The organism is Streptomyces sp. NPDC032091 (assembly GCF_055580265.1).
Map to the genome: position 1 here is coordinate 139,763 of NZ_JBVILR010000004.1, position 18,982 is coordinate 158,744.

At 74.4% G+C, this 18,982-nt stretch carries 15 protein-coding genes; 12 read left to right on the plus strand and 3 right to left on the minus strand.

Annotation, left to right across the window (positions count from 1 at the left end):
- Positions 1-121: 121 nt before the first annotated feature.
- A complete protein-coding gene (locus tag ACZ5NJ_RS08870; RefSeq protein ID WP_468764003.1) occupies positions 122-1,039 on the plus strand; it encodes a DMT family transporter in 918 nt (305 codons plus the stop codon).
- A gap of 161 nt (positions 1,040-1,200) precedes the next feature.
- Here the strand turns inward: ACZ5NJ_RS08870 and ACZ5NJ_RS08875 are convergent, their stop codons facing one another.
- Positions 1,201-2,616, minus strand: coding sequence for an STM4012 family radical SAM protein (locus ACZ5NJ_RS08875; protein ID WP_468764004.1), 1,416 nt, complete (start codon positions 2,614-2,616; stop codon positions 1,201-1,203).
- A 187-nt stretch (positions 2,617-2,803) separates the two neighbouring features.
- Between ACZ5NJ_RS08875 and ACZ5NJ_RS08880 the strand changes: the two genes are divergently transcribed.
- The gene (locus ACZ5NJ_RS08880) at positions 2,804-3,904 is read left to right on the plus strand and encodes a DUF1152 domain-containing protein (RefSeq protein WP_468764005.1); all 1,101 of its coding nucleotides are present in this window, start codon (positions 2,804-2,806) and stop codon (positions 3,902-3,904) included.
- 45 nt (positions 3,905-3,949) lie between these two features.
- Positions 3,950-6,097, plus strand: coding sequence for an FUSC family protein (locus tag ACZ5NJ_RS08885; protein WP_468764006.1), 2,148 nt, complete (start codon positions 3,950-3,952; stop codon positions 6,095-6,097).
- Here ACZ5NJ_RS08885 and ACZ5NJ_RS08890 read toward each other — a convergent pair.
- Both ACZ5NJ_RS08890 and ACZ5NJ_RS08895 read right to left on the minus strand, forming a co-directional pair.
- Positions 6,069-7,067 carry an FAD binding domain-containing protein gene (locus ACZ5NJ_RS08890; RefSeq protein ID WP_468764007.1) on the minus strand — a complete coding sequence of 333 codons (999 nt, stop codon included), beginning with the start codon at positions 7,065-7,067 and terminating at the stop codon, positions 6,069-6,071. The two genes, ACZ5NJ_RS08885 and ACZ5NJ_RS08890, sit on opposite strands and share 29 nt — an antisense overlap.
- Positions 7,064-9,625 carry a molybdopterin-dependent oxidoreductase gene (locus ACZ5NJ_RS08895; RefSeq protein ID WP_468764008.1) on the minus strand — a complete coding sequence of 854 codons (2,562 nt, stop codon included), beginning with the start codon at positions 9,623-9,625 and terminating at the stop codon, positions 7,064-7,066. The genes ACZ5NJ_RS08890 and ACZ5NJ_RS08895 overlap by 4 nt, the downstream gene beginning before the upstream one ends.
- A 265-nt stretch (positions 9,626-9,890) precedes the next feature.
- Between ACZ5NJ_RS08895 and ACZ5NJ_RS08900 the strand changes: the two genes are divergently transcribed.
- The 9 genes from ACZ5NJ_RS08900 (at position 9,891) to metK (ending at position 18,981) form a co-directional block, all read left to right on the plus strand.
- Positions 9,891-11,339 carry an MFS transporter gene (locus tag ACZ5NJ_RS08900; RefSeq protein ID WP_468764009.1) on the plus strand — a complete coding sequence of 483 codons (1,449 nt, stop codon included), beginning with the start codon at positions 9,891-9,893 and terminating at the stop codon, positions 11,337-11,339.
- Between the two features lie 104 nt (positions 11,340-11,443).
- A complete protein-coding gene (locus tag ACZ5NJ_RS08905) occupies positions 11,444-12,634 on the plus strand; it encodes a trans-sulfuration enzyme family protein (protein ID WP_468764010.1) in 1,191 nt (396 codons plus the stop codon).
- Positions 12,635-12,697: 63 nt separating this feature from the next.
- The gene (locus ACZ5NJ_RS08910; RefSeq protein ID WP_468764011.1) at positions 12,698-13,204 is read left to right on the plus strand and encodes a MaoC family dehydratase; all 507 of its coding nucleotides are present in this window, start codon (positions 12,698-12,700) and stop codon (positions 13,202-13,204) included.
- A gap of 72 nt (positions 13,205-13,276) precedes the next feature.
- Entirely contained in the window at positions 13,277-14,116 is an 840-nt protein-coding gene (locus ACZ5NJ_RS08915; protein WP_468764012.1) for a class I SAM-dependent methyltransferase, read from the plus strand.
- Positions 14,113-15,159, plus strand: coding sequence for a methyltransferase domain-containing protein (locus ACZ5NJ_RS08920; RefSeq protein ID WP_468764013.1), 1,047 nt, complete (start codon positions 14,113-14,115; stop codon positions 15,157-15,159). The genes ACZ5NJ_RS08915 and ACZ5NJ_RS08920 overlap by 4 nt, the downstream gene beginning before the upstream one ends.
- A gap of 59 nt (positions 15,160-15,218) precedes the next feature.
- A complete protein-coding gene (locus ACZ5NJ_RS08925) occupies positions 15,219-16,112 on the plus strand; it encodes a diiron oxygenase (RefSeq protein WP_468764014.1) in 894 nt (297 codons plus the stop codon).
- Positions 16,113-16,146: 34 nt separating this feature from the next.
- Positions 16,147-17,010, plus strand: coding sequence for a class-II aminoacyl-tRNA synthetase family protein (locus tag ACZ5NJ_RS08930; RefSeq protein ID WP_468764015.1), 864 nt, complete (start codon positions 16,147-16,149; stop codon positions 17,008-17,010).
- A 1-nt stretch (position 17,011) separates the two neighbouring features.
- Positions 17,012-17,776, plus strand: coding sequence for a 4'-phosphopantetheinyl transferase superfamily protein (locus tag ACZ5NJ_RS08935; protein ID WP_468764016.1), 765 nt, complete (start codon positions 17,012-17,014; stop codon positions 17,774-17,776).
- Positions 17,773-18,981: a methionine adenosyltransferase gene (gene metK / locus ACZ5NJ_RS08940; protein WP_468764017.1), complete on the plus strand. Its 1,209-nt coding sequence runs from the start codon at positions 17,773-17,775 to the stop codon at positions 18,979-18,981. Before ACZ5NJ_RS08935 ends, metK begins: the two co-directional genes overlap by 4 nt.
- Position 18,982: the final 1 nt, after the last annotated feature.

Here is an 18,982-nt window from a genome sequence, read left to right on the forward strand (position 1 = left end):
TGGTGTGAAGGCACGGACCGACCGGTGGTTCCGCATGGAATCTTATGGTTTCGGACAGTAGGTCTGGCCGGTCCCGCCCCGATAGCTTCGCCACGACCGGAACGTGGTGGAGGGGGTTGTCATGGGAGCGGTGGCGTCCGTGCTGGCGGCGGCGGTGCTGTGGGGAACGGTGGGGCCCGCCCAGCTCTGGGCGGACACCGGGGTGCACCCCGTGGCCCTCGGGGCCTGCCGGATGCTGCTGGGCGGGCTGGCGCTCAGCCTGGTGACGGTGCGCCCGGCCGGGCTGCGCACCCTGCGGCGGCCCGGGACGGGGCGGTGGCTGGGACTGAGCGTGCTGGTCACGGCGGCCTTCCAGGTGTGCTTCCTCCAGGCCGTCGAGCGCGGTGGGGCGGCCCTCGCGACGGCGGTCGCCTTCGGGACCGTGCCCGTCGTCGGCGGCCTGTGCGCCCGGGCCCTGTCGGGGGAGCGGCTGACGCCCCGCTGGCTGGGGGGGACCGGCTGCGCCGTGATCGGGATCGGACTGTTGCTGCTGCCCAGGAGCGGGGCCACCGCGGACCTGACGGGCGTGCTGTTCGGCGTGGTGGCGGGGGCGAGCTTCGGCGTGTACATCGCCGCCACGAAGGAGCTGGGGGCACGCGGCGCGGACCTCGGCGCCGCGGCCCCGGTGAGCGTGCTGTGCGCGGGACTGCTGGTCTCCCCGTACCTGCTGGTGGCCCCGCAGGGCCTGGCCACCGTCCGCTCGGCGGCCCTGATCGGCTGGCTCGGCCTGGGCACCACCGCCCTGGGCTACCTGCTGTTCACCCGGGGCGTCGGCCGGCTCGGCGCCGCCACGACGGGGACGCTGAGCCTGACCGAGCCGCTGGTCGCGACGGTGCTCGGGGTGGCGGTGCTGGGGGAGCGGCCGGGGCCGTCCGCGGCGGCCGGGGCAGCGCTGCTGCTGCTCGGGCTGGTCCTCGTCTCCCTCCCCGAGCGCCGCCGCCCGCCGCGACCCGGCCCGGCCCCGCACACCGAGCCGCAGCCGGCTTCCCGCGGTGCCTAGCCCGTCTCTTCCGGATCTTTCCTGACCCGCGCCGCCCGGCACCGCACCTCGCCGCGTTGGCGGAGCACCCGAGTACGTCCAGTACAAGGGCGCCCCGCCAACGCGCCGATGCACGGCACCGGACGACGCGGGCTTGACCGGCAAGATCCGAAAGAGACGGCCTAGCGGTCCTGGTAGGAGCGCATGTTCTCGTTCACGCGGTCGGAGAAGAACATGGGGCCGACCGCGTCGGCCCAGGCCATGCCCTCCAGGGTCAGGGCCAGCGCGCCGCCCCGCTCCCGCAGCCAGCGCCGCTCCAGCAGGGCGGCGAGCTGCGGGCCGAAGTCGTCCTCGAAGCGGGTGGCGAACGCCTCCTCGTACGCGGCGGGGCGCAGGCCCGTGGACTCCAGCAGGTGCTGGAGCACGTACATCCGGCGCCGCTCGCCCTCGTCCATCCGGAACGCCCACTGGGCCCGGCGGAACCGCTCGGTCGGGGTGGCGATGTAGTCGTCGATGATCCGCCGCACCTCCGGCACCGCCACCGCGTAGTCGGTGGTGTAGTGCAGGCCGGTGGTGAACGAGCGGGCGCCGACGCCGAGTCCGACCATGCCGGCCTGCTGGTTGTACTCGCTGATGCTGCTGCCGTCGGCGTCGTCCACGGCGGCGGTGCCGATCCGCCGGAACACCCGCATGGAGGTCTGCTCGTACCCGGAGGAGAGGAGGTAGTCGCGGCCGTAGCGGTAGAGCCGCAGCCGCTGGTCGTTCCACTCCTCCAGGGTCTTGGCGTGGCGGGAGCTCAGCCCGGTGAGCGGGCGCACGTACAGCGGGTAGAGGTAGACCTCCTCGGGCTCCCAGGAGAGGGCGGCGTCGAGGGACACCTTGAAGGTTCGCTCGGTCTGGCCGTCTATGCCGTAGATGAGGTCGATGTTGAGGACGGGGAAGGCCGCCTCCTTCAGGCGGGCGAGCGAGGCCTCCACTTCCTCGCGCTTCTGCGGCCGCACCGCCGCGCGGGCCTCCTCGTCGATGAAGCTCTGCACCCCGATGCTGACCCGGGTCGCCCCGCGCTCGGCGAGGACGGCGATCCGGTCGGCGGTGGCGGTCGCCGGGGAGGTCTCCACCGACCAGGAGGCCGCCTTGAGGTCGGCGCCCATGACCTTCTCGCTGATGTCGCAGAGCCGGGTGAGCTCGTCCGCCGTCAGATAGGTCGGGGTGCCCCCGCCGAACGCGGCCAGGGTGAACCGGACGGGCTCGCCCTTGGCGTCGAGGGCCTCCCGGGTGACGCGGGCCTGCCGCTCCAGGGTGTCGAGGAACGCGCCGGTGACCTCCTCGGGGGCGCCGGTGCGGGTGAAGAGGTTGCAGAACCCGCAGCGCATCTCGCAGAAGGGCACGTGCACGTAGAGGGAGAGCGCGTCGAGACGCTCCTTCGACCACAGCTCCGAGAGCAGCGGGCCGTCCTCCAGCAGGCGGTAGGCCTTCTGGTGCGGGTAGGCGTACACGTACTGCTCGTACGGGGTGCGCGGCTCTTCGGCGGCCGCGGCCGCGGCCGCGGTGGCGGGGCGCGGAACGGTGGGCATGGGGAGCGGAACAGACTGGGTCATGACGGGAATTGACTCTCTTTCAACAACCGGTCAGATCACTGTTCGTGACAGTTCGTCACCCTAGGGGTCCGGCCGGGCCGATTTCTGTAGTGCAATTCCCATAAACTGGGTTTCACCGTGTAGAGATTCATATGTACTTTTTGGTGGAACGGCCCATTCCGTCCCCGGCTGCGGTTCCGTTTCCCGTATGAAGAGACTTCTCATCGCCGCGGGCGGCGGCGGCGACCCGATCACGGCGGCCATGGTCCACGCCGCCCTCCACGGGGCCGGTGCCCCGGCCCTCGTCCTCACCTACGCCTGGGAGCGCCTGGTCGTCGACCCCGTACCGGGACCCCGGAGCGCCGCCGACTTCACCGGCACCGAAGCCGCCGCCCCCGGCCTCGCCCTGATCACCCCCGCCAGCGCGCCGGTCGCCCCGGCCGGCTCGCTGCTGCCGAGGCTGTCGGGCGCCCTGCGGCCGGAGCTCGGACTGCTCGACCCGTACGGCGGCACGCGCGGCCTGGCCCGCCAGATCGCGGCCGCCGCCCGCTGGTGCGGGGCCGACCGGATCGACCTCGTGGACGTGGGCGGCGACATCGTCGCCCGCGGCGACGAGCCCACCCTGCGCAGCCCCCTCGGCGACGCCCTCGCCGTCGCCGCCTGCGCCGCCACCGGCCTGCCCACCACCGTGTACGTCGCCGGCCCCGGCCTCGACAACGAGGTGCCCCTGCCCGACCTGCTGCCCCGGCTCGGCGCGCCCGCGCTCACCCTCGGCGCCGCGCACACCCGGGTGGTCGTCGACGTCTTCGACTGGCACCCCTCCGAGGCCGGCGCCCTGCTGGTCGCGGCCGCCCGCGGGGTGCGCGGGGTCTGCGGCACCCGCGACGCGCCCCGGCCCGTTCTCCTCGACGACACCGCGCGCCAGGTCCACCGGCTCACCCTGGACCGGGTCCTGCGGCTCAGCCCGCTCGCCCGGGCGCTCGCGGGCTGCGCGAGCCTCGAGGAGGCCGAGGAGGCCTCCCGCGCGGTGTGCGGCTTCTCCGAGATCGAGCGCGAACGCCGGCGCGCCGCGCACCCCGGCACCCCGCCCGCCCCGCAGCGCCCGGACCGGGACCGCGCCACCGTCCTGGACCGCTTCGCCGCCTGGGAACGGGAGACGCTCGCGCGGGGGATCGCGTACGCCACGACCCGCCGCATCACCGAGGAGCTCGACCTGACCGCCACGGAGGCCCGGGCACTGCTCACCGGGCTGCGCACGGCCGGCCCCCCGCGCCACGTACCCCCGCTGTGGCGGCTGGCGGCGGGCTGACCGGGTCGTGGTGCCGGGGCGCGGGAGGGAGGTGATCCTGGGGGAATGGGTGGTGTGCCCAGACGGTGGATCCCGCAGGCCTACCGGGCCCCGGCGGTCCGGGCGGTCCGGGTGGCGCTGGTCGGCGCCGCCGGGTTCTACCTGTTCCTCTACGGCTTCGGCTCCACCGTCGCCGCCACGTACGCGTTGTTCTCGGCCGTGGCCCTCGCCGGACTGTCGCGGATCCCCGGCACCGGACCGCAGCGGGCCGCCACCGTGCTGCGGCTGGTGCCGGTGTGCTGGCTGCTGGTCGTGGTGGGCACCTTCCTGTCGGTGCGCACCTGGAGCGCGGTCGCCGGGATGCTCGTCATCGGCTTCGCGCTCGCCTTCGCCGCCGTGGGCGGTCCGGGGCCGGCCGGCGCCGGACCCGGGCTGCAACTCCTGTACATCCTGCCGTCCTTCCCGCCCTACGACCCCGGCTCGCTCGGGCTGCGGCTGCTCGGCACCACCGCCGGACTCGCCCTGCTCGTCCTGGCCGAGCGGTACCTCTTCCCCGAGCCCACGCCCCCGCCCTACCGGGAGCTCGCGGCCCGCGCGGCCGACACCGCCGCGCACTGCGCCCGGGAGCTGGCCGTGCCGCCGTACGCGCTGCCGCCGGCCTCCGCCGAGCGGGCGCGCCGGGACGGCACCGGCCTGCGCCCGCTCAAGGTGCCCGAGGCCGACCGGCCGGCCGGACCCGGGGTGCGCGACCGGGCACTGACGCACACGGGCCTGGCCGCGCGGACCCTGCTCAGCCGGCTCGCGGCCCTCCACGGCCCGCCGGACGGGGCCGTGGAGGTGCTCGGGGCGGTGCAGCGCCTCGCGGAACGCACCGCGCAGGAGCTGCGTCCCGGGCCGGACGGCGCCACCGCCACGGAGGACGCGTACGAGGAGCTCGCCGCGGCCCGCGCCCGGCTGGCCGCCGTCCCCGCCGCCCCCGCCGTGCTGCGCCGGGACGCGGCGGTGCTGGAGGTGGCGGACGCCGCGCTGACGATGGCCACGGCCGCCTCCCTCGCCGTACGGGGCCGCGCGGCGGCGGACCGCGTGCGGCCGGGGCGGTTCTGGTACGCCCGCACGCCCGCGCCGCTGCTGTGGTGGCACCGGATCCGGGGGCACGCCGGGCGCCGGTCGGTGTTCTTCCAGAACGCGGTGCGGATCGGGCTCGCGCTGGCCGCGGCCCGCCTCGTCGCCGGACTGGACACGCTGCCGCACGGGTTCTGGGCGATGCTGGCGACGCTCTCCCTGACGCGGACCACCGTCGGCGAGACCTGGAGCACCATCCGGATCGCCCTGGCCGGCACCTTCGCCGGTGCCCTGTTCACCGCGGGCCTCCTCACCGTGGCCGGCCCGCACACCGCCGTGTACGCCCTGGTCCTGCCGGTGTGGATGCTCGTCGCCTTCACGGTGGGGCCGGTGAAGGGGGTCGGGTGGGCGCAGGGGCTGTTCACCGTGCTGGTGGCCATGGTGTTCGCGCAGCTGGCCCCGGCGACCTGGCGGCTGGCCGGGGTGCGGATGGCGGACGTGCTGATCGGGAGCCTGATCGGCGGCGCGTTCGGGCTGCTGGCCTGGCCCCGCGGCGCGCACGACGAGCTGGGGCGGGCGGTGGCGGGCCTGCTGCGCCGGGCCGCCGAGACCGTGGTCGCGACCAGCGCCGCCGTCGCCGCCGGCGCCGTCGCCGCGGGGGCGGGTGCCGGCCGGGGGTACCGGTCGCTGCAGCACGCGCTGATCCTGGCGGAGTCGGCGTACGCGCAGTCCCAGAGCGAGCCCGCCCGCTTCGGGGCGTCCGCCCCGGGGCCGCCCGGCCCCGACTGGCAGGCGGCCCTGATGGCCGGTCACCACGTCCTGTGGGGCGCCGACCGGCTGACGGCCCCGCCCGACGCGCCCGCACCGCCCGACGCGCCCGCACCGCCCGCCGTCCCCGCCCTGGGGCCGGAGCCGGCCGAGGGGCTGACCGGGGTCGGGGACCGGGTGGCGGGGCGGATGCTGCTGCTGTCGGCGCACCTGGACCCGGGCGGGGACCGCCCGCCCGTGCCCGCGCTGCGGGACCCGGCGTACCGGGGGTTCGCGGCGGACCCGCCCGGCGCGCCGCGCCGCTACTACGCGGCCGTGTCCTGGCTGGACTCCCTGATGACCGACCTGGAACGGGTCACGGCCCCGGAGGGCGGGACCCGGTGACGGCCTCCCCGGGACGCGGCCCCCGGGCCACCGCCCGCTCCAGGGCCTCCAGGACGGTGTCGCGGAACAGGGTGGCCTTGTAGCCGGTGCGCGGCAGGGGCCGGCACCGGCCCAGGACCGTCGACGCCGCCTCGGCGAGCACCCCGGGGGTGGCCTCCAGACCGGTCAGGGCCTCCTCCACCTCGGGCAGCCGCAGCGGGATCCGGGCCACTCCGCCCGCCGCGACGGCGGCACGGGTGACGGTGGAGCCCCGGAGCGAGAGCCGGACGACGGCCTCGACCAGGGGCCACTCGGCGCGGGCCCGGCTGATGGCCCGGTGGCAGGCGGCGCGTTCGCCGGGCAGCGGGGCGGGCAGCCGGACCGAGGTGAGGATCCGGCCGGGAGCGAGCAGGTGGTCGGCGTCGTGCAGCCGGCTGCCGTCCCCGTACAACGCGGCGACCGGGCGCGGGGATTCGCCGTGCACCTCGGCCTCCGCGTCGTAGGTGAGCAGCGCCACCGCGAGGGTGGAGGGGTGCGGGGCGACGCACGGGCCCTCCCCGGTGACCACCCCGTAGTGGTGGTCGCCCTCGCGCGCGGGGCAGCCGGTGCCGCCCTTCTGCAGGCAGGCGATGTGCGGGTTGCGGTAGTACCAGCAGCGGTTGCGCTGGAGCAGGTTGCCGCCCAGCGTCCCGGCGGCCCGGACCTGAGGGGTGGCCGTGGTCCCCGCCGCGAGCGCCAGGGCCGGCCAGCCGTCCCGTACCAGGGGGTCGGAGGCCAGTTCGGCCAGGGTGGTCAGGGCGCCGACGCGCAGCCCTCCGCCCGGCAGCGCGGTGGCGCCCCGCAGGTGGGAGGCGCCGGACAGGTCGGTGAACGGGCCGGGGGAGACGCCCGAGCGCTGCCGGGCGGTGGTGTCGGTGCCGCCGGCGCGCAGCTCCCCGCCGCGCGCCAGGACGGCGGCCGACAGGTCGGTGAGGGCGGGCTCGGTGCTCACGCGCGCAGTCCTTCCAGGAGCCGGTCGGGGCGGATCGGCAGGTCGTACGGGCGCCAGCCGGTGGCGTCGTACACGGCGTTGGCCAGCGCGGCCGCGGTGGGCAGGGTGGCCACCTCGCCGAGGCCCACGCCGCCGCCGGGGACGTGCTCGAAGCCCTCCTGGTGGAAGTGGACGGTGATCTCGGGGGTGTCGCCGATGCCGGGGATCCGGTAGTCCTCCAGGTTCTCGGTCAGCACCCGGCCGGTCAGCGGATCGGTGCGCCGCTCCTCGTACAGCGCGTAGCCGACGCCCTGGACGACCGCGCCCTCGCACTGGTTGCGGGCGAGGCGTTCCTCGTGGATCCGGCCGGCGGAGATGCCGTTCCACACCCGCAGCGCCCGGGTCCGGCCCAGCCGCGTGTCCACCTCGACCTCGGCGACCTGCACCGAGCCGGTGAAGCCGCGGCCGACCGCGAGACCGCCCAGGGTGAACGGCAGGGCGAAGCCGCGCCGGTCGCGCGGCCGCCTGCCGGTGACGCGGGTGCCGTGGGCGGAGTCCAGGAGGGAGGCGACGTCGCCGCCGCCGAGCGCGGCGCGCAGCCGCTCGGCGGCGTCCCGGGCGGCGGGGGCGAGGGAGGGGGTGGTGCGGCTGCCGCCGGAGACCGGGCCGTGTACGGGCCCGCTCAGGCCGATCTCCACCCGGACCCGGGTCTCCTCGACGCCGAGCCCGTCGGCGACGGCCCGCCGCAGGACGCTGCGGGCGCCGGTGCCCATGTCCTGGACGGCGCAGCGGGCGACGATCGTGCCGTCCTCGACGGTGAGTTCCACCTCGGTGGCGGGGTCGACGAAGTAGAGCCAGTTGGCGGCGGCGACGCCGACGCCCCGCCGGTAGCGGCCCGTGCCGCCGTGCCGGGCCCGCGTCCAGACGGGCAGGGCCTGCGCCCAGTCGTACAGGGCGCGGCGCTTGGGGTTTCCGTCCCAGTGGCGGCGCAGGTCGATGGGGTCCTGGCCGAGCAGGTGGGCCATCTCGTCGACGGCCTGTTCCAGCGCCCAGCACAGCGGGGGGCCGCCCGGGCCGCGGAAGGGGGCGCCCGGGGGCCGGTGGGTGACGGTGTCGAAGTCGCGGAGCCGGCGCGGGGCCCGGCCGTACATGAAGCGGGCCAGCGCGGCCACGGAGCCGCCGACGGACACCCCGCCGTCGCTGTCGGCGTCGACGGCCAGCGCCGAGAGGTCCCCGGCCGCGTCGGCGGCCATCGCCAGCCGGATCCGGGTCGCGGGGCGGTAGCCCCCGTCCGTGAGCTCCTCGTCGCGGTCGAGCGCCACCCGGACGGGGGCGCCGTACAGCCGGGAGAGTTCCACGGCCGCGACGACGTCGGTGGTCAGGCCCACCTTGGAGCCGAAGCCGCCGCCCACGTGCGGTGCGCTGGCGAGGACCCGTTCGGGGGGCAGGCCCCAGCGCTCGGCGGCGAGCTGCGCCACGCGCTGGACGGCCTGGGTGGAGACCTCCAGCCGCAGGGTGCCGTCGCTCCAGTGGGCCAGGGCGGCGTGCGGTTCGAGCGGGGTGTGGCTCTGCGCGGCGGTGGTGTAGAGCCCTTCGACCAGCCGGCCGGGGCTCTTGGCGCGGGCCCTGAGGATCCGGCGCACGGCCTCGCCGCCGCGCTTGTTCATGCTGACCGGGCCGCGCCGGTTGCCCTCCCACTTCGCGGGGAGCCCGAGGCCGCCCTCGCCGGAGCTGGGCGCCCCCTTGCGGGCGGCCTTGTCCTCGTAGACCAGCGGCCCCCGGCCGGCCCGGGCGTCGCGCACGTCGAGGGCCGCCGGCCGTACCTCGTAGTCCACGACGACCTTCCCGGCGGCGGCCCGCGCCGCGGCCCGGGTGGCCGCCGCCACGGCGGCCACGGGCTGGCCGACGTAGCGGACCACCCCGTCGGGCGGCAGCAGCCGCACCAGCGGGAGGTCGCCGCCGTCGAGGGAGAGTACGAGGGCGTGCGCGTGCGGGGAGCGGATGACCACCCCCTCCAGCAGCCCCTCGGGGCGCAGGTCGGTGGTGTAGCGGGCCGTCCCGCCGGCCTTCTCGGGGGCCTCGGCGCGCGGGGGAGGGGCCGGGGGGTCCGGCTCCGCGTCGTACTCGCCCGCGCAGGCGGCGCCGACCGCGGCGAGGATCCGCTCGTAGGCGCCGCAGCGGCACAGGTGGCCCGCCAGGGCCTCGGCGATCCGCTCGCGCCCGGGCGCGCCGCGGCCGTGTCCGGCCCGCCAGCGGTCGTGGAACGCGGCCGCCTCGACGACGAACCCCGGGGTGCAGTAGCCGCACTGGAGGGCGTCCTCTGCGGCGAAGGCACGGGCGACGGGGTGGCCGGCCAGGCCCTCGGCCGTGGTCACCCGGCGTCCGGCGAGCAGGGCCGCGGGGGTCAGGCAGGAGACCCGGGGTTCGCCGTCGACCTGGACGGTGCAGGCGCCGCACACCCCGCCCGCGCAGACCAGCTTGGTGCCGGTGAGGCCGAGCCGGTCGCGGAGCACCTCCACGGCCGCCGGGTCGTCGTCCGTGTCCGCCGTGTGCGGGACGCCATTGACCTCGAACTCCACGGGTCGTACTCCTCCGGGCCGGGTGGCGACCGCCGGGCCCGCGCGCTCACCTTCACGGTCCTTGATATCCCGCCCGCGGGGCCGCCGCAGCGTGCCCGCGCCCGGGGCGGGGCCGTGCGGGTGACGGGGTCGGCCGTGCGCGTCGAGTCCCGCTCAAGCGCCCGACCGCACGCTCACCTACCCGCTTACATACCCCCCTTGGGTATGCTACGTTGCATCGCGAAGGTACCCCCTAGGGGTATACGACAGAGGAAGGGCCAGGGCAATGTCAACCGTCAATCCCCGGCGCTGGTGGGCACTTGGCGTGCTTGCCGCCGCTCAGTTCATGGTCATCATGGACACCTCGATCATCGGGGTGGCGCTCCCCGAGATGCAGAAGGACCTGGGCTTCTCGCAGGGCGAGCTCCAGTGGGTCTTCAACGCCTACGTCATCGTCTTCGGCGGGTTACTGCTGCTCGGCGGACGGCTCTCCGACCTGTTCGGGGCGCGCAGGATCTTCGCCACCGGCTGGGTCGTCATGATCGTGGGCTCCGTGCTCGCGGCGGCCGCGCAGAGCGCCTCCGTCGAGATCGCCGGCCGGGCCGTCCAGGGCGTCGGCGGCGCGCTGATCGCGCCCTCGGCGATGACCCTCCTGATGATGCTCTTCGGGCACGACCCGAAGGAGCTCGGCAAGGCGATGGCCCTCTACGGCGCCGCCGCCCCGGCCGGCGGCACCGCCGGCGTCTTCCTCGGCGGCGTGTTCACCGAGTGGGTGAGCTGGCCCTGGTGCTTCGTCATCTACGTCCCGATCGGCGTGGCCACCCTCGCCCTGACCAGGCTGCTGCCCGCCGTCCAGTCGCGCCGCGGTTCCGTGGACGTCCTCGGCGCCGTCGCCGTCACCGCCGGTCTCGCGCTCGCCGTCTTCGCCGTCGTCCGCGCCCCCGAGGCCGGCTGGGGATCCACCGCCACCGTGCTGGAGCTGATCGGCGCCGCCGTCCTCCTCGTCCTCTTCTTCGTGGTCCAGAAGACCGTCCGCGAGCCGCTCATGCCGCTCGGCGTGTGGCGCATCCCGCGACTGGGCTCGGGCAACCTCGCCATGACCCTGCTGGGCGCCGCCTGGATCCCGATGTGGTACTTCCTCAACCTGTACCTCCAGCAGGTGCTCGGCTACGGCGCCTTCGCCTCCGGTGCGGCCCTGCTCCCGATGACCGTCCTGCTGATGGTCTTCATGACGGCCATCACCGCCCGCCTCATGGGCCGCTTCGGGGCGAAGCCGCTGATCGTCGGCGGCCTGCTGGCCCTCGCCCTCGGCCTGCTCTGGCTCTCCGCCGTCGAGCCGACCGGCACCTTCCTGGTCGACGTCCTGCCCGCCTCGCTCGTCGCCGCGCTCGGCATGGCGCTCGCCTACATCCCGGCGATGATCGCCTCGATGTCCGGCGCCCCGCAGGAGCAGGCCGGCCTGGCCTCCGGCATCGTCAACACCACCTACAACGTGGGCTCGGCCCTCGGCCTGGCCGCCCTGACCGCCCTCGCCACCACCCAGGGCGCCGGCGAACTGGGCGACCTGCCCGCCCTCACCGAGGGCTTCGGTTCCGCGTTCATCGCCGCCGCCGTCATCGCGGCCGTCGGCGCGGTCGTCACGCTCGTCGCCATGAAGAGCGACAAGGCCGTCGCCGCGGCCGCCGCCCCGGCCGCCGACGCTCCCGCGTCGCGCAACCAGACGGCGGGGGTCTGACGCACGGGGGACGGCCCCGCGCCCACCCCAGGGGTCGCCCGACGTCCTCCCCGGACGTCGGGCGGCCCCTTTCCCGTACCCGATCGAGAGAGGCAGACCCCCCGATGAAGGACATCCGCACCCGGGCCGTGCACGTGGCCCACGAGCTCGAAGTTCCCGCCAGCCGGCCCCTGTCCGTCCCGCTCGTGCAGTCCTCCGCCTTCGCCTTCGACTCGGCCGACGAACTGGCGCGCGCGATGGCGGGCCCCGACGGCGGCTACGTCTACAGCCGCCGCGGCAACCCCACGGTGCGCGCCCTCGAACGCACCCTCGCCGGACTGGAGGGCGGCGCCTCGGCCATCGCCTTCGCCTCCGGGATGGGCGCCATCAGCGGGGTCCTGCTCGCCCTGCTGCGCCCCGGCGACCAGGTGATCGCGCAGCGCTGCCTGTACGGGGGCACGTACGCGGCGCTGGGGGACCTCTCGGAGCGTTACGGGATCCGGGTCGACCACCTCGGCGGCGACGACGCGGCGGAGTTCGAGGCGCTCGCCGGCCCGCGCACCCGGCTGCTCGTGCTGGAGACCATCGCCAATCCCACCGGCCAGGTTCCCGACCTGCCCGGGCTGCTGGCGGCGGCCCGGCGCCTCGGCGTGCTCAGCGCCGTGGACAACTCCCTGGCCTCGCCCGTCCTGTGCCGTCCGATCGAGCACGGCGCCGACATCGTGCTCCACTCCACCACCAAGTACCTCGCCGGCCACTCCGACGTCCTCGGCGGGGCGGCCGTCTTCGCGGACGACGCCCTGCGCCGCGAGGTCTGGCCGCGCACGGTCGAACTCGGGGCCAGCGCGGACCCGTTCGCGGTCTGGCTGACCCTGCGGGGGATCGCCACCCTGCCACTGCGGATGCGCGAGCACTGCGCCAACGCGGGCGTGCTCGCAGAGCGGCTGGCCGCCCACCCCGCCGTGGCGGCCGTCCACTGGCCCTGGCTGAGAACGCACCCCTCGTACGCCCTGGCCCGCACCGTGCTCTCCGGCGGCGGCGGGCTGCTCTCCTTCGAGCTGCACGGCGGCCGGGAGGCGGGCCGGGCCTTCGTCGAGGGAGTCAGGCTGGCCCGGCTCGCGCTGTCGCTGGGCGGCGTGGAGACGCTGGTCACGCATCCCGCCAGCACCTCCCACCGGGAGCTGGACGAGGGCGCGTTGGCGCGGGCCGGCATCGGTCCGGGCCTGGTGCGGATGTCCGTCGGGATCGAGGACCCGGAGGACCTCTGGCAGGACACTGAACAGGCACTGCGGTCTTCTTTTGGGTTGACAAAATAAGCGTCCGATTCGTAGATTGGTTCACGCCAGAGAAACACTCCTCTACGTCAAGGGGGGCGCGTGATGCGCTATTTCGAGGACTTCCGGACCGGCGACGTCCACGAGCTGGGGACCATCACCGTCACGACGGAGGAGGTGCTGGAGTTCGGCAGGCGCTTCGACCCGCAGCCCTTCCACACCGACCCGGAGCTCGCCGAACAGAGCCCGTTCGGAGGCCTCATCGCCAGCGGCTGGCACAGCGCCTCGATGTTCATGCGCCGCTACGTGGACGGACTGCTCGCCTACAGCGCCTGTACCGGCTCGCCGGGCGTCGACGAGATCCGCTACCTGCGGCCCGTCCGCCCCGGCGACGTGCTCACGGCGCGCGTCGAGATCCTCGGCTCGCGCCCCTCGCCGTTCAACCCCGCCACCGGGGTCGTCCAGCCCAAGTGCACGCTGTCCGACGCCGAGGGGAACGTCGTCTTCAGCATGGTCCTGCACAGCATCTTCCGGCGCCGCCCCGCCGAGAGCGCGACGCCGCACCCCTGCGCCGCGCAGGACCCGGTCGTCCGCGTGAGCTCCCTGGCCTGACCCTGCCGGGCGCGGGACCCCGCCCCGCGCCCGCCCCCCTCCCCGTCCGCCGAAGTGAAAGGGAGTCCTCCCGTGGAGGCCGTATCCCGCACCGCCCAGTGGACCGCCGCAGCGCGGGCCCTGGAAACCGACCGCGAGGACCGGCTGTTCGCCGATCCGTACGCCCGCACCGTCGCCGACACCATCGGCTTCGAACTCCTGGAGCGCTACGCCGGCGCCGGCACCGTGCCGTTCCTCGCGATCCGCACCACCTACCTCGACCGGCAGATCGTCAAGGCCGTCGAGGAACACGGCATCCGCCAGGTCGTGTTCCTCGCCGCCGGCATGGACACCCGCTTCTACCGGCTGCCCTGGCCCGACGGCGTCACCGTCTACGAACTCGACCGCCCCGCCCTCCTGGAGGCCAAGGCCGAGATGCTGGCCGGCGAGCCGCAGCCGGCCGGCCGCACCCGCACCGCCGTCCCCGTCGACCTCACCCAGGACTGGACCGGCCCCCTGAAGGAGGCCGGCTGGCGCTCCGACGAGCCCGTGCTGTGGGTCGTCGAAGGCCTCCTCTTCTTCCTCCCCGAGGTCGCCGTCCGCAACCTGATCTCCACTCTCGCCGGACACTCCGCGCCCGGATCCGTCCTCCTCGGCGACGTCATCAGCAGGTCCGCCCTGGAGAACCCGCTCTCCCGCCCCTTCCTGAAGTGCCTGGAGGAGGACGGCAACCCCTGGCTGTTCGGCACCGAGACCCCCGAGCAACTTCTCGCCGAATGCGGCTGGGACGTCCGCGAGGTCCGCCAGCCCGGCGAGGACGGCGCCGACTTCGGCCGCTGGCCCTACCCCGTCCCCGCGCGCAGCGTCCCGCGCGTCCCGCGGTCCTTCCTGTTCACCTGCGACCTCCCGGCCACCGAGGTGAGAGCGGCATGAGCGCCACCCACGACTTCCACCAGCGCGTCATCGGCGACGCCGGCGCCGCCGTCCGCGGCCTCACCGTCGCCCTCGGCGAACGCCTCGGCCTCTACCGCGCCCTCGCCGCGGCCGGCCCGCTCACCCCCGCCGGCCTCGCCGAGCACACCGGGATCCACCCCCGCTACGCCGAGGAGTGGCTGCACGCCCAGCTGAGCGCCGGCTACGTCGAGCGCGACCCGGACACCGGCACGTACCTCCTGCCCGCCGACCACGCCCCGGTCCTGGCCGACCCCGACGCGATCACCTTCGCCGCCGGGTTCTTCACCGCCCTCAAGGCCCTCTACGGCACCGAGGACCTCCTCGTCGACGCCTACCGCACCGGCGACGGCGTCGGCTGGGCCGACCACGACGCGGCCCTCGACACCGGCATGGGCAGCTTCTTCCAGCCCACCTACGAGCACCGCCTCGTCCCCGAATGGCTGCCCGCCCTCACCGGGGTCACCGGCAAACTGGCCGCCGGCGGCACCGTCGCCGACGTCGGCTGCGGCGTCGGCCACACCACCCTGCTCATCGCCAAGGCCTTCCCGCAGGCGACCGTCCACGGCTTCGACTACTCCGAAGAGGCCATCGCCATCGCCCGCGGGCTCGCCGAGGAGGCCGGCCTCTCCGACCGCGTCGTCTTCGACGTCGCCTCCGCGGACGACTACCCCGGCAGCGGCTACGACCTGGTCACCTTCTTCAACGCCCTGCACGACATGGGCGACCCGGTCTCCGCCGCCCGGCACGTGCACAAGTCCCTGGACGCCGACGGCACCTGGATGCTCGTCGAGTCCAACGTGTCGCCCGAGGACATCGACACCCAGACCCCGCCCGCGCGCATGTTCATGGCGCTCTCCGCCGTGATGTGCCTGCCCGTGGCCGTCGCCCAGCACGGCCCCCACGCCCTCGGCAACCACTCCGGCGAGCGGGCCTTCCGCGCCATCGCCGAGGAGGCCGGCTTCACCCGCTGGCGCCGCGCGACCGAGACCCCGGTCAACGCCGTCTACGAGGTCCGCCCGTAGCAGCCGGCCCGCCGGCCCCGGGGCCGCACGCCCCCCACCACCACCGACGAGGAGTCGCCATGGGCGTCAGCGCCCCCCTGCCCGTCAACGACCGCTTCCTGGAAGTCCTGGAACGGCTGAGCTCCCGCTCCATCGAGGAGTACTACAACCCGTACCAGCAGTTCGACTGGCCCGAGAAGCTCGACGAGGGCCGCATGTGGATGACCCCCGAACTGCTCACCGTCTACGGGACCCCCTTCTACGACGAGCTCGGCGAGGAGACCCTCCGGCGCCTCTCGAAGTGGGAGAGCATCAACTTCTACAGCCTCAACGTGCACGGCATCCGCGAACTGCTCATCGAGGTCGTCGGCCGCATCCACATGCCCGGCTTCGAGGTGCCCTCGGACTTCTTCCACCACTTCATCGGTGAGGAGAACGAGCACATGTGGTTCTTCGCCGAGTTCTGCCGCCGCTACGGCGACAAGATCTACGGCTCCACCGCCCTGCGCGCCGACTCCGCCTGGGAACCGGAGGTCGAGAACTTCCTCGTCTTCTCCCGGATCCTGTTCTTCGAGGAGCTGGTCGACCACTACAACACGCGGATGGCGCGCGACGAATCGCTGTGCCACACCATCCGCGAGGTCAACCGCATCCACCACCAGGACGAGTCCCGCCACATCGCCTTCGGCCGCGAGCTGGTCTCCCTCCTCTTCACCCGCATGAAGGAGGCCGTCCCCGCCGCCCGCGTCGCCGAGGTCGAGGCCTACCTCAAGCGCTACGTCGTCTACAGCATCAACTCCCTCTACAACCCCCACGTGTACCGGGACGCCGGCATCGCCGACCCCATCGGCCTGCGCAACGCGCTCGTCGCCGACGAACGCCGCCGCCCCCACGAGCGCAAGGCCGTCCGCAAGCCGCTCGGCTTCTTCCTGAAGACCGGGATCTTCACGGACGACGTCCTGCCCGTCGTCTGAGAGGGCCCACCGCCGTCCGAGAGGTGACACCCCCATGAGCGTCACGACCGTCCACACCACCACCCCAGACACCCGGGGCCTGCCGTCGCTCGGCCCCGAGGGGACCGCCCTGCTGCGGCTCCTCGACGACACCTTCGAGAGCTGGGGGGTGCACGCGGGGGCCCGTTCGATGACCATGCCCCCGCTGCTGCCGGCCGCCGACCTGGCCCGGCTCGACTACTACGACAACTTCCCCCACCAGGCCGTCGTCGCCGCCCCGCTGAACCTGGACGTCCGGGAGACCAGCGAGTTCTGTACCGACACCGGCTGCTTCCCCTGCGACGCACTGGAGCCGGCCGCCCTCGGCCTGCCCTCCGCGTCCTGCTACGCCGTCTACATCGACCACCAGGGCCGCCCGGCCGCCGACGACGAACTCGTCACCGTGGTCGGCTGGTGCTTCCGCAAGGAGCAGCACTACGAGGGCCTGCGCCGCCAGCTCGGCTTCCGCATGCGGGAGATCGTCGCCATCGGCACCCGGGAGCACGCCGAGGAGCACCTGGCCCGCTTCACCCGGCGCATCAACGCCTTCGCCGAGGCCCTGGACCTGCCGCTGACCAAGGAGGCCGCCTGCGACCCCTTCTTCGACAAGGGCAGCTCCAAGGCGGTCCTGCAGCGGCTGACCCCGGTCAAGCACGAGTTCCTCCACGAGGACCTCGCGATCGCCTCGGTCAACACCCACCGCAACTTCTTCGGCGACCGGTGCGAGATCCCCCTCGCCTCCGGCGGCGGCCCGGCCTTCACCAGCTGCGTCGCCTTCGGCCTGGAGCGCTGGCTGTCCGCGCTCACCCGCCGCCACGGCAGCTGGGGCGCGGCGACCGCCGCCGTCCTGAGCGCGAACGCGGCGGGTCCGGCGATCTGACGTGCAGACCCGACCCGTCGCCCCGCCGGCGGGCGGCCTGGGCTGGGCGAACCTCGGCATGGACATCGTGTCCGTCGGCCGTGTCCGCCGGCTGCTCGCCGCATACGGCGAGGACTTCTTCCAGCGCATGCTCACCCCCGGCGAACTCGCCGACTGCCACACCTCCGCCCGGCTCGACGTCCTGAGCCTGTGCGGGCGGATCGCGGCCAAGGAGGCGGCCTTCAAGACCCTGCGCGTCGGGGCCGTGGTCCTGCCCTGGCGGGACATCGTCGTACGCCGCTCCGAGGGCGGCTGGCCCCTCGTCGAACTGCGCGGGGCGGCGGCCGGCATGGCCGCCGACTCCGGCATCACCGGCATCACCGTGACCATCAGCCACGACGTGGACTACGCGGTGGCCGTCGCCGCCCCGCTCCTGGAGCCCGGCCCGCCGGGTCCCCCCGTACCGCCCGTACCGCCGGACCCGGCCGCCGGGCACGCGCCCACCCCGCAACCCGTACACAGCACTCCAAGGAGAGACACCATGTCCGAAGGCCTTCAGCTCGTGAAGAACTGGCTCCTCGCCCGCCACGAGGAGCTCGACGACATCGCTTCCGACCTGGACCTCATCGAGAACCGGCTGATCGACTCCCTGTCCTTCGTCGAGTTCGTCTTCCTGCTCGAACAGCACAGCGGCCGCGCCATCCAGATGGAGACCCTGGAGGTCGACGAGATCCGCACCCTCGACGCCATCGCCACCCACTTCTTCTCCGCCGAGGTGAAGGCATGAGCAAGCGGCTCTTCACCTCCGAGTCGGTCACCGAGGGCCACCCCGACAAGATCGCCGACCGGATCAGCGACACCGTCCTCGACGCCCTGCTGCGCGAGGACCCGGCCAGCCGCGTCGCCGTCGAGACCCTCATCACCACCGGCCAGGTCCACATCGCCGGCGAGGTCACCACCACCGCGTACGCGCCGATCGCCGAACTCGTCCGGAGCGCCATCCTCGACATCGGCTACGACTCCTCGAAAAAGGGCTTCGACGGCGCCTCCTGCGGGGTGTCGGTGTCCATCGGGGCGCAGTCCCCGGACATCGCGCAGGGTGTCGACACCGCGTACGAGTCGCGGGTGGCGGGCGAGGGCGACGAGCTCGACCGGCAGGGCGCGGGCGACCAGGGCCTGATGTTCGGCTTCGCGTGTGACGAGACGCCCGAGCTGATGCCGCTGCCGATCCACCTCGCGCACCGGCTCTCCCGCCGCCTGACCCAGGTCCGCAAGGAGGGCACGGTCCCCTACCTGCGCCCCGACGGGAAGACCCAGGTCACCATCGAGTACGACGGCAACCGGGCGGTCCGGCTGGACACCGTGGTCGTCTCCACGCAGCACGCGGCGGACATCGACCTGGAGGGGCTGCTCACCCCGGACGTCCGCGACCACGTGGTCGAGCACGTCCTGAGGCAGCTGGCGGAGGACGGCATCAAACTGGACACCGAGGGCTACCGGCTGCTGGTCAACCCGACCGGCCGTTTCGAGATCGGTGGGCCGATGGGTGACGCCGGCCTGACCGGCCGCAAGATCATCATCGATACGTACGGCGGTATGGCCCGTCACGGTGGCGGCGCGTTCTCCGGCAAGGACCCGTCGAAGGTGGACCGCTCCGCCGCGTACGCGATGCGCTGGGTGGCGAAGAACGTCGTCGCGGCGGGCCTCGCGGCGCGGTGCGAGGTGCAGGTCGCGTACGCGATCGGGAAGGCCGAGCCCGTCGGCCTGTTCGTCGAGACCTTCGGCACCGGCGCCCTGCCCGACGAGCGCATCCAGGAAGCCGTCTCCGCCGTCTTCGACCTCCGCCCGGCCGCCATCGTCCGCGACCTGGACCTGCTGCGCCCGATCTACGCCCAGACCGCCGCCTACGGCCACTTCGGCCGCGAGCTCCCCGACTTCACCTGGGAGCGCACCGACCGCGTGCAGGCGCTGCGCAAGGCAGCCGGGGTCTGAC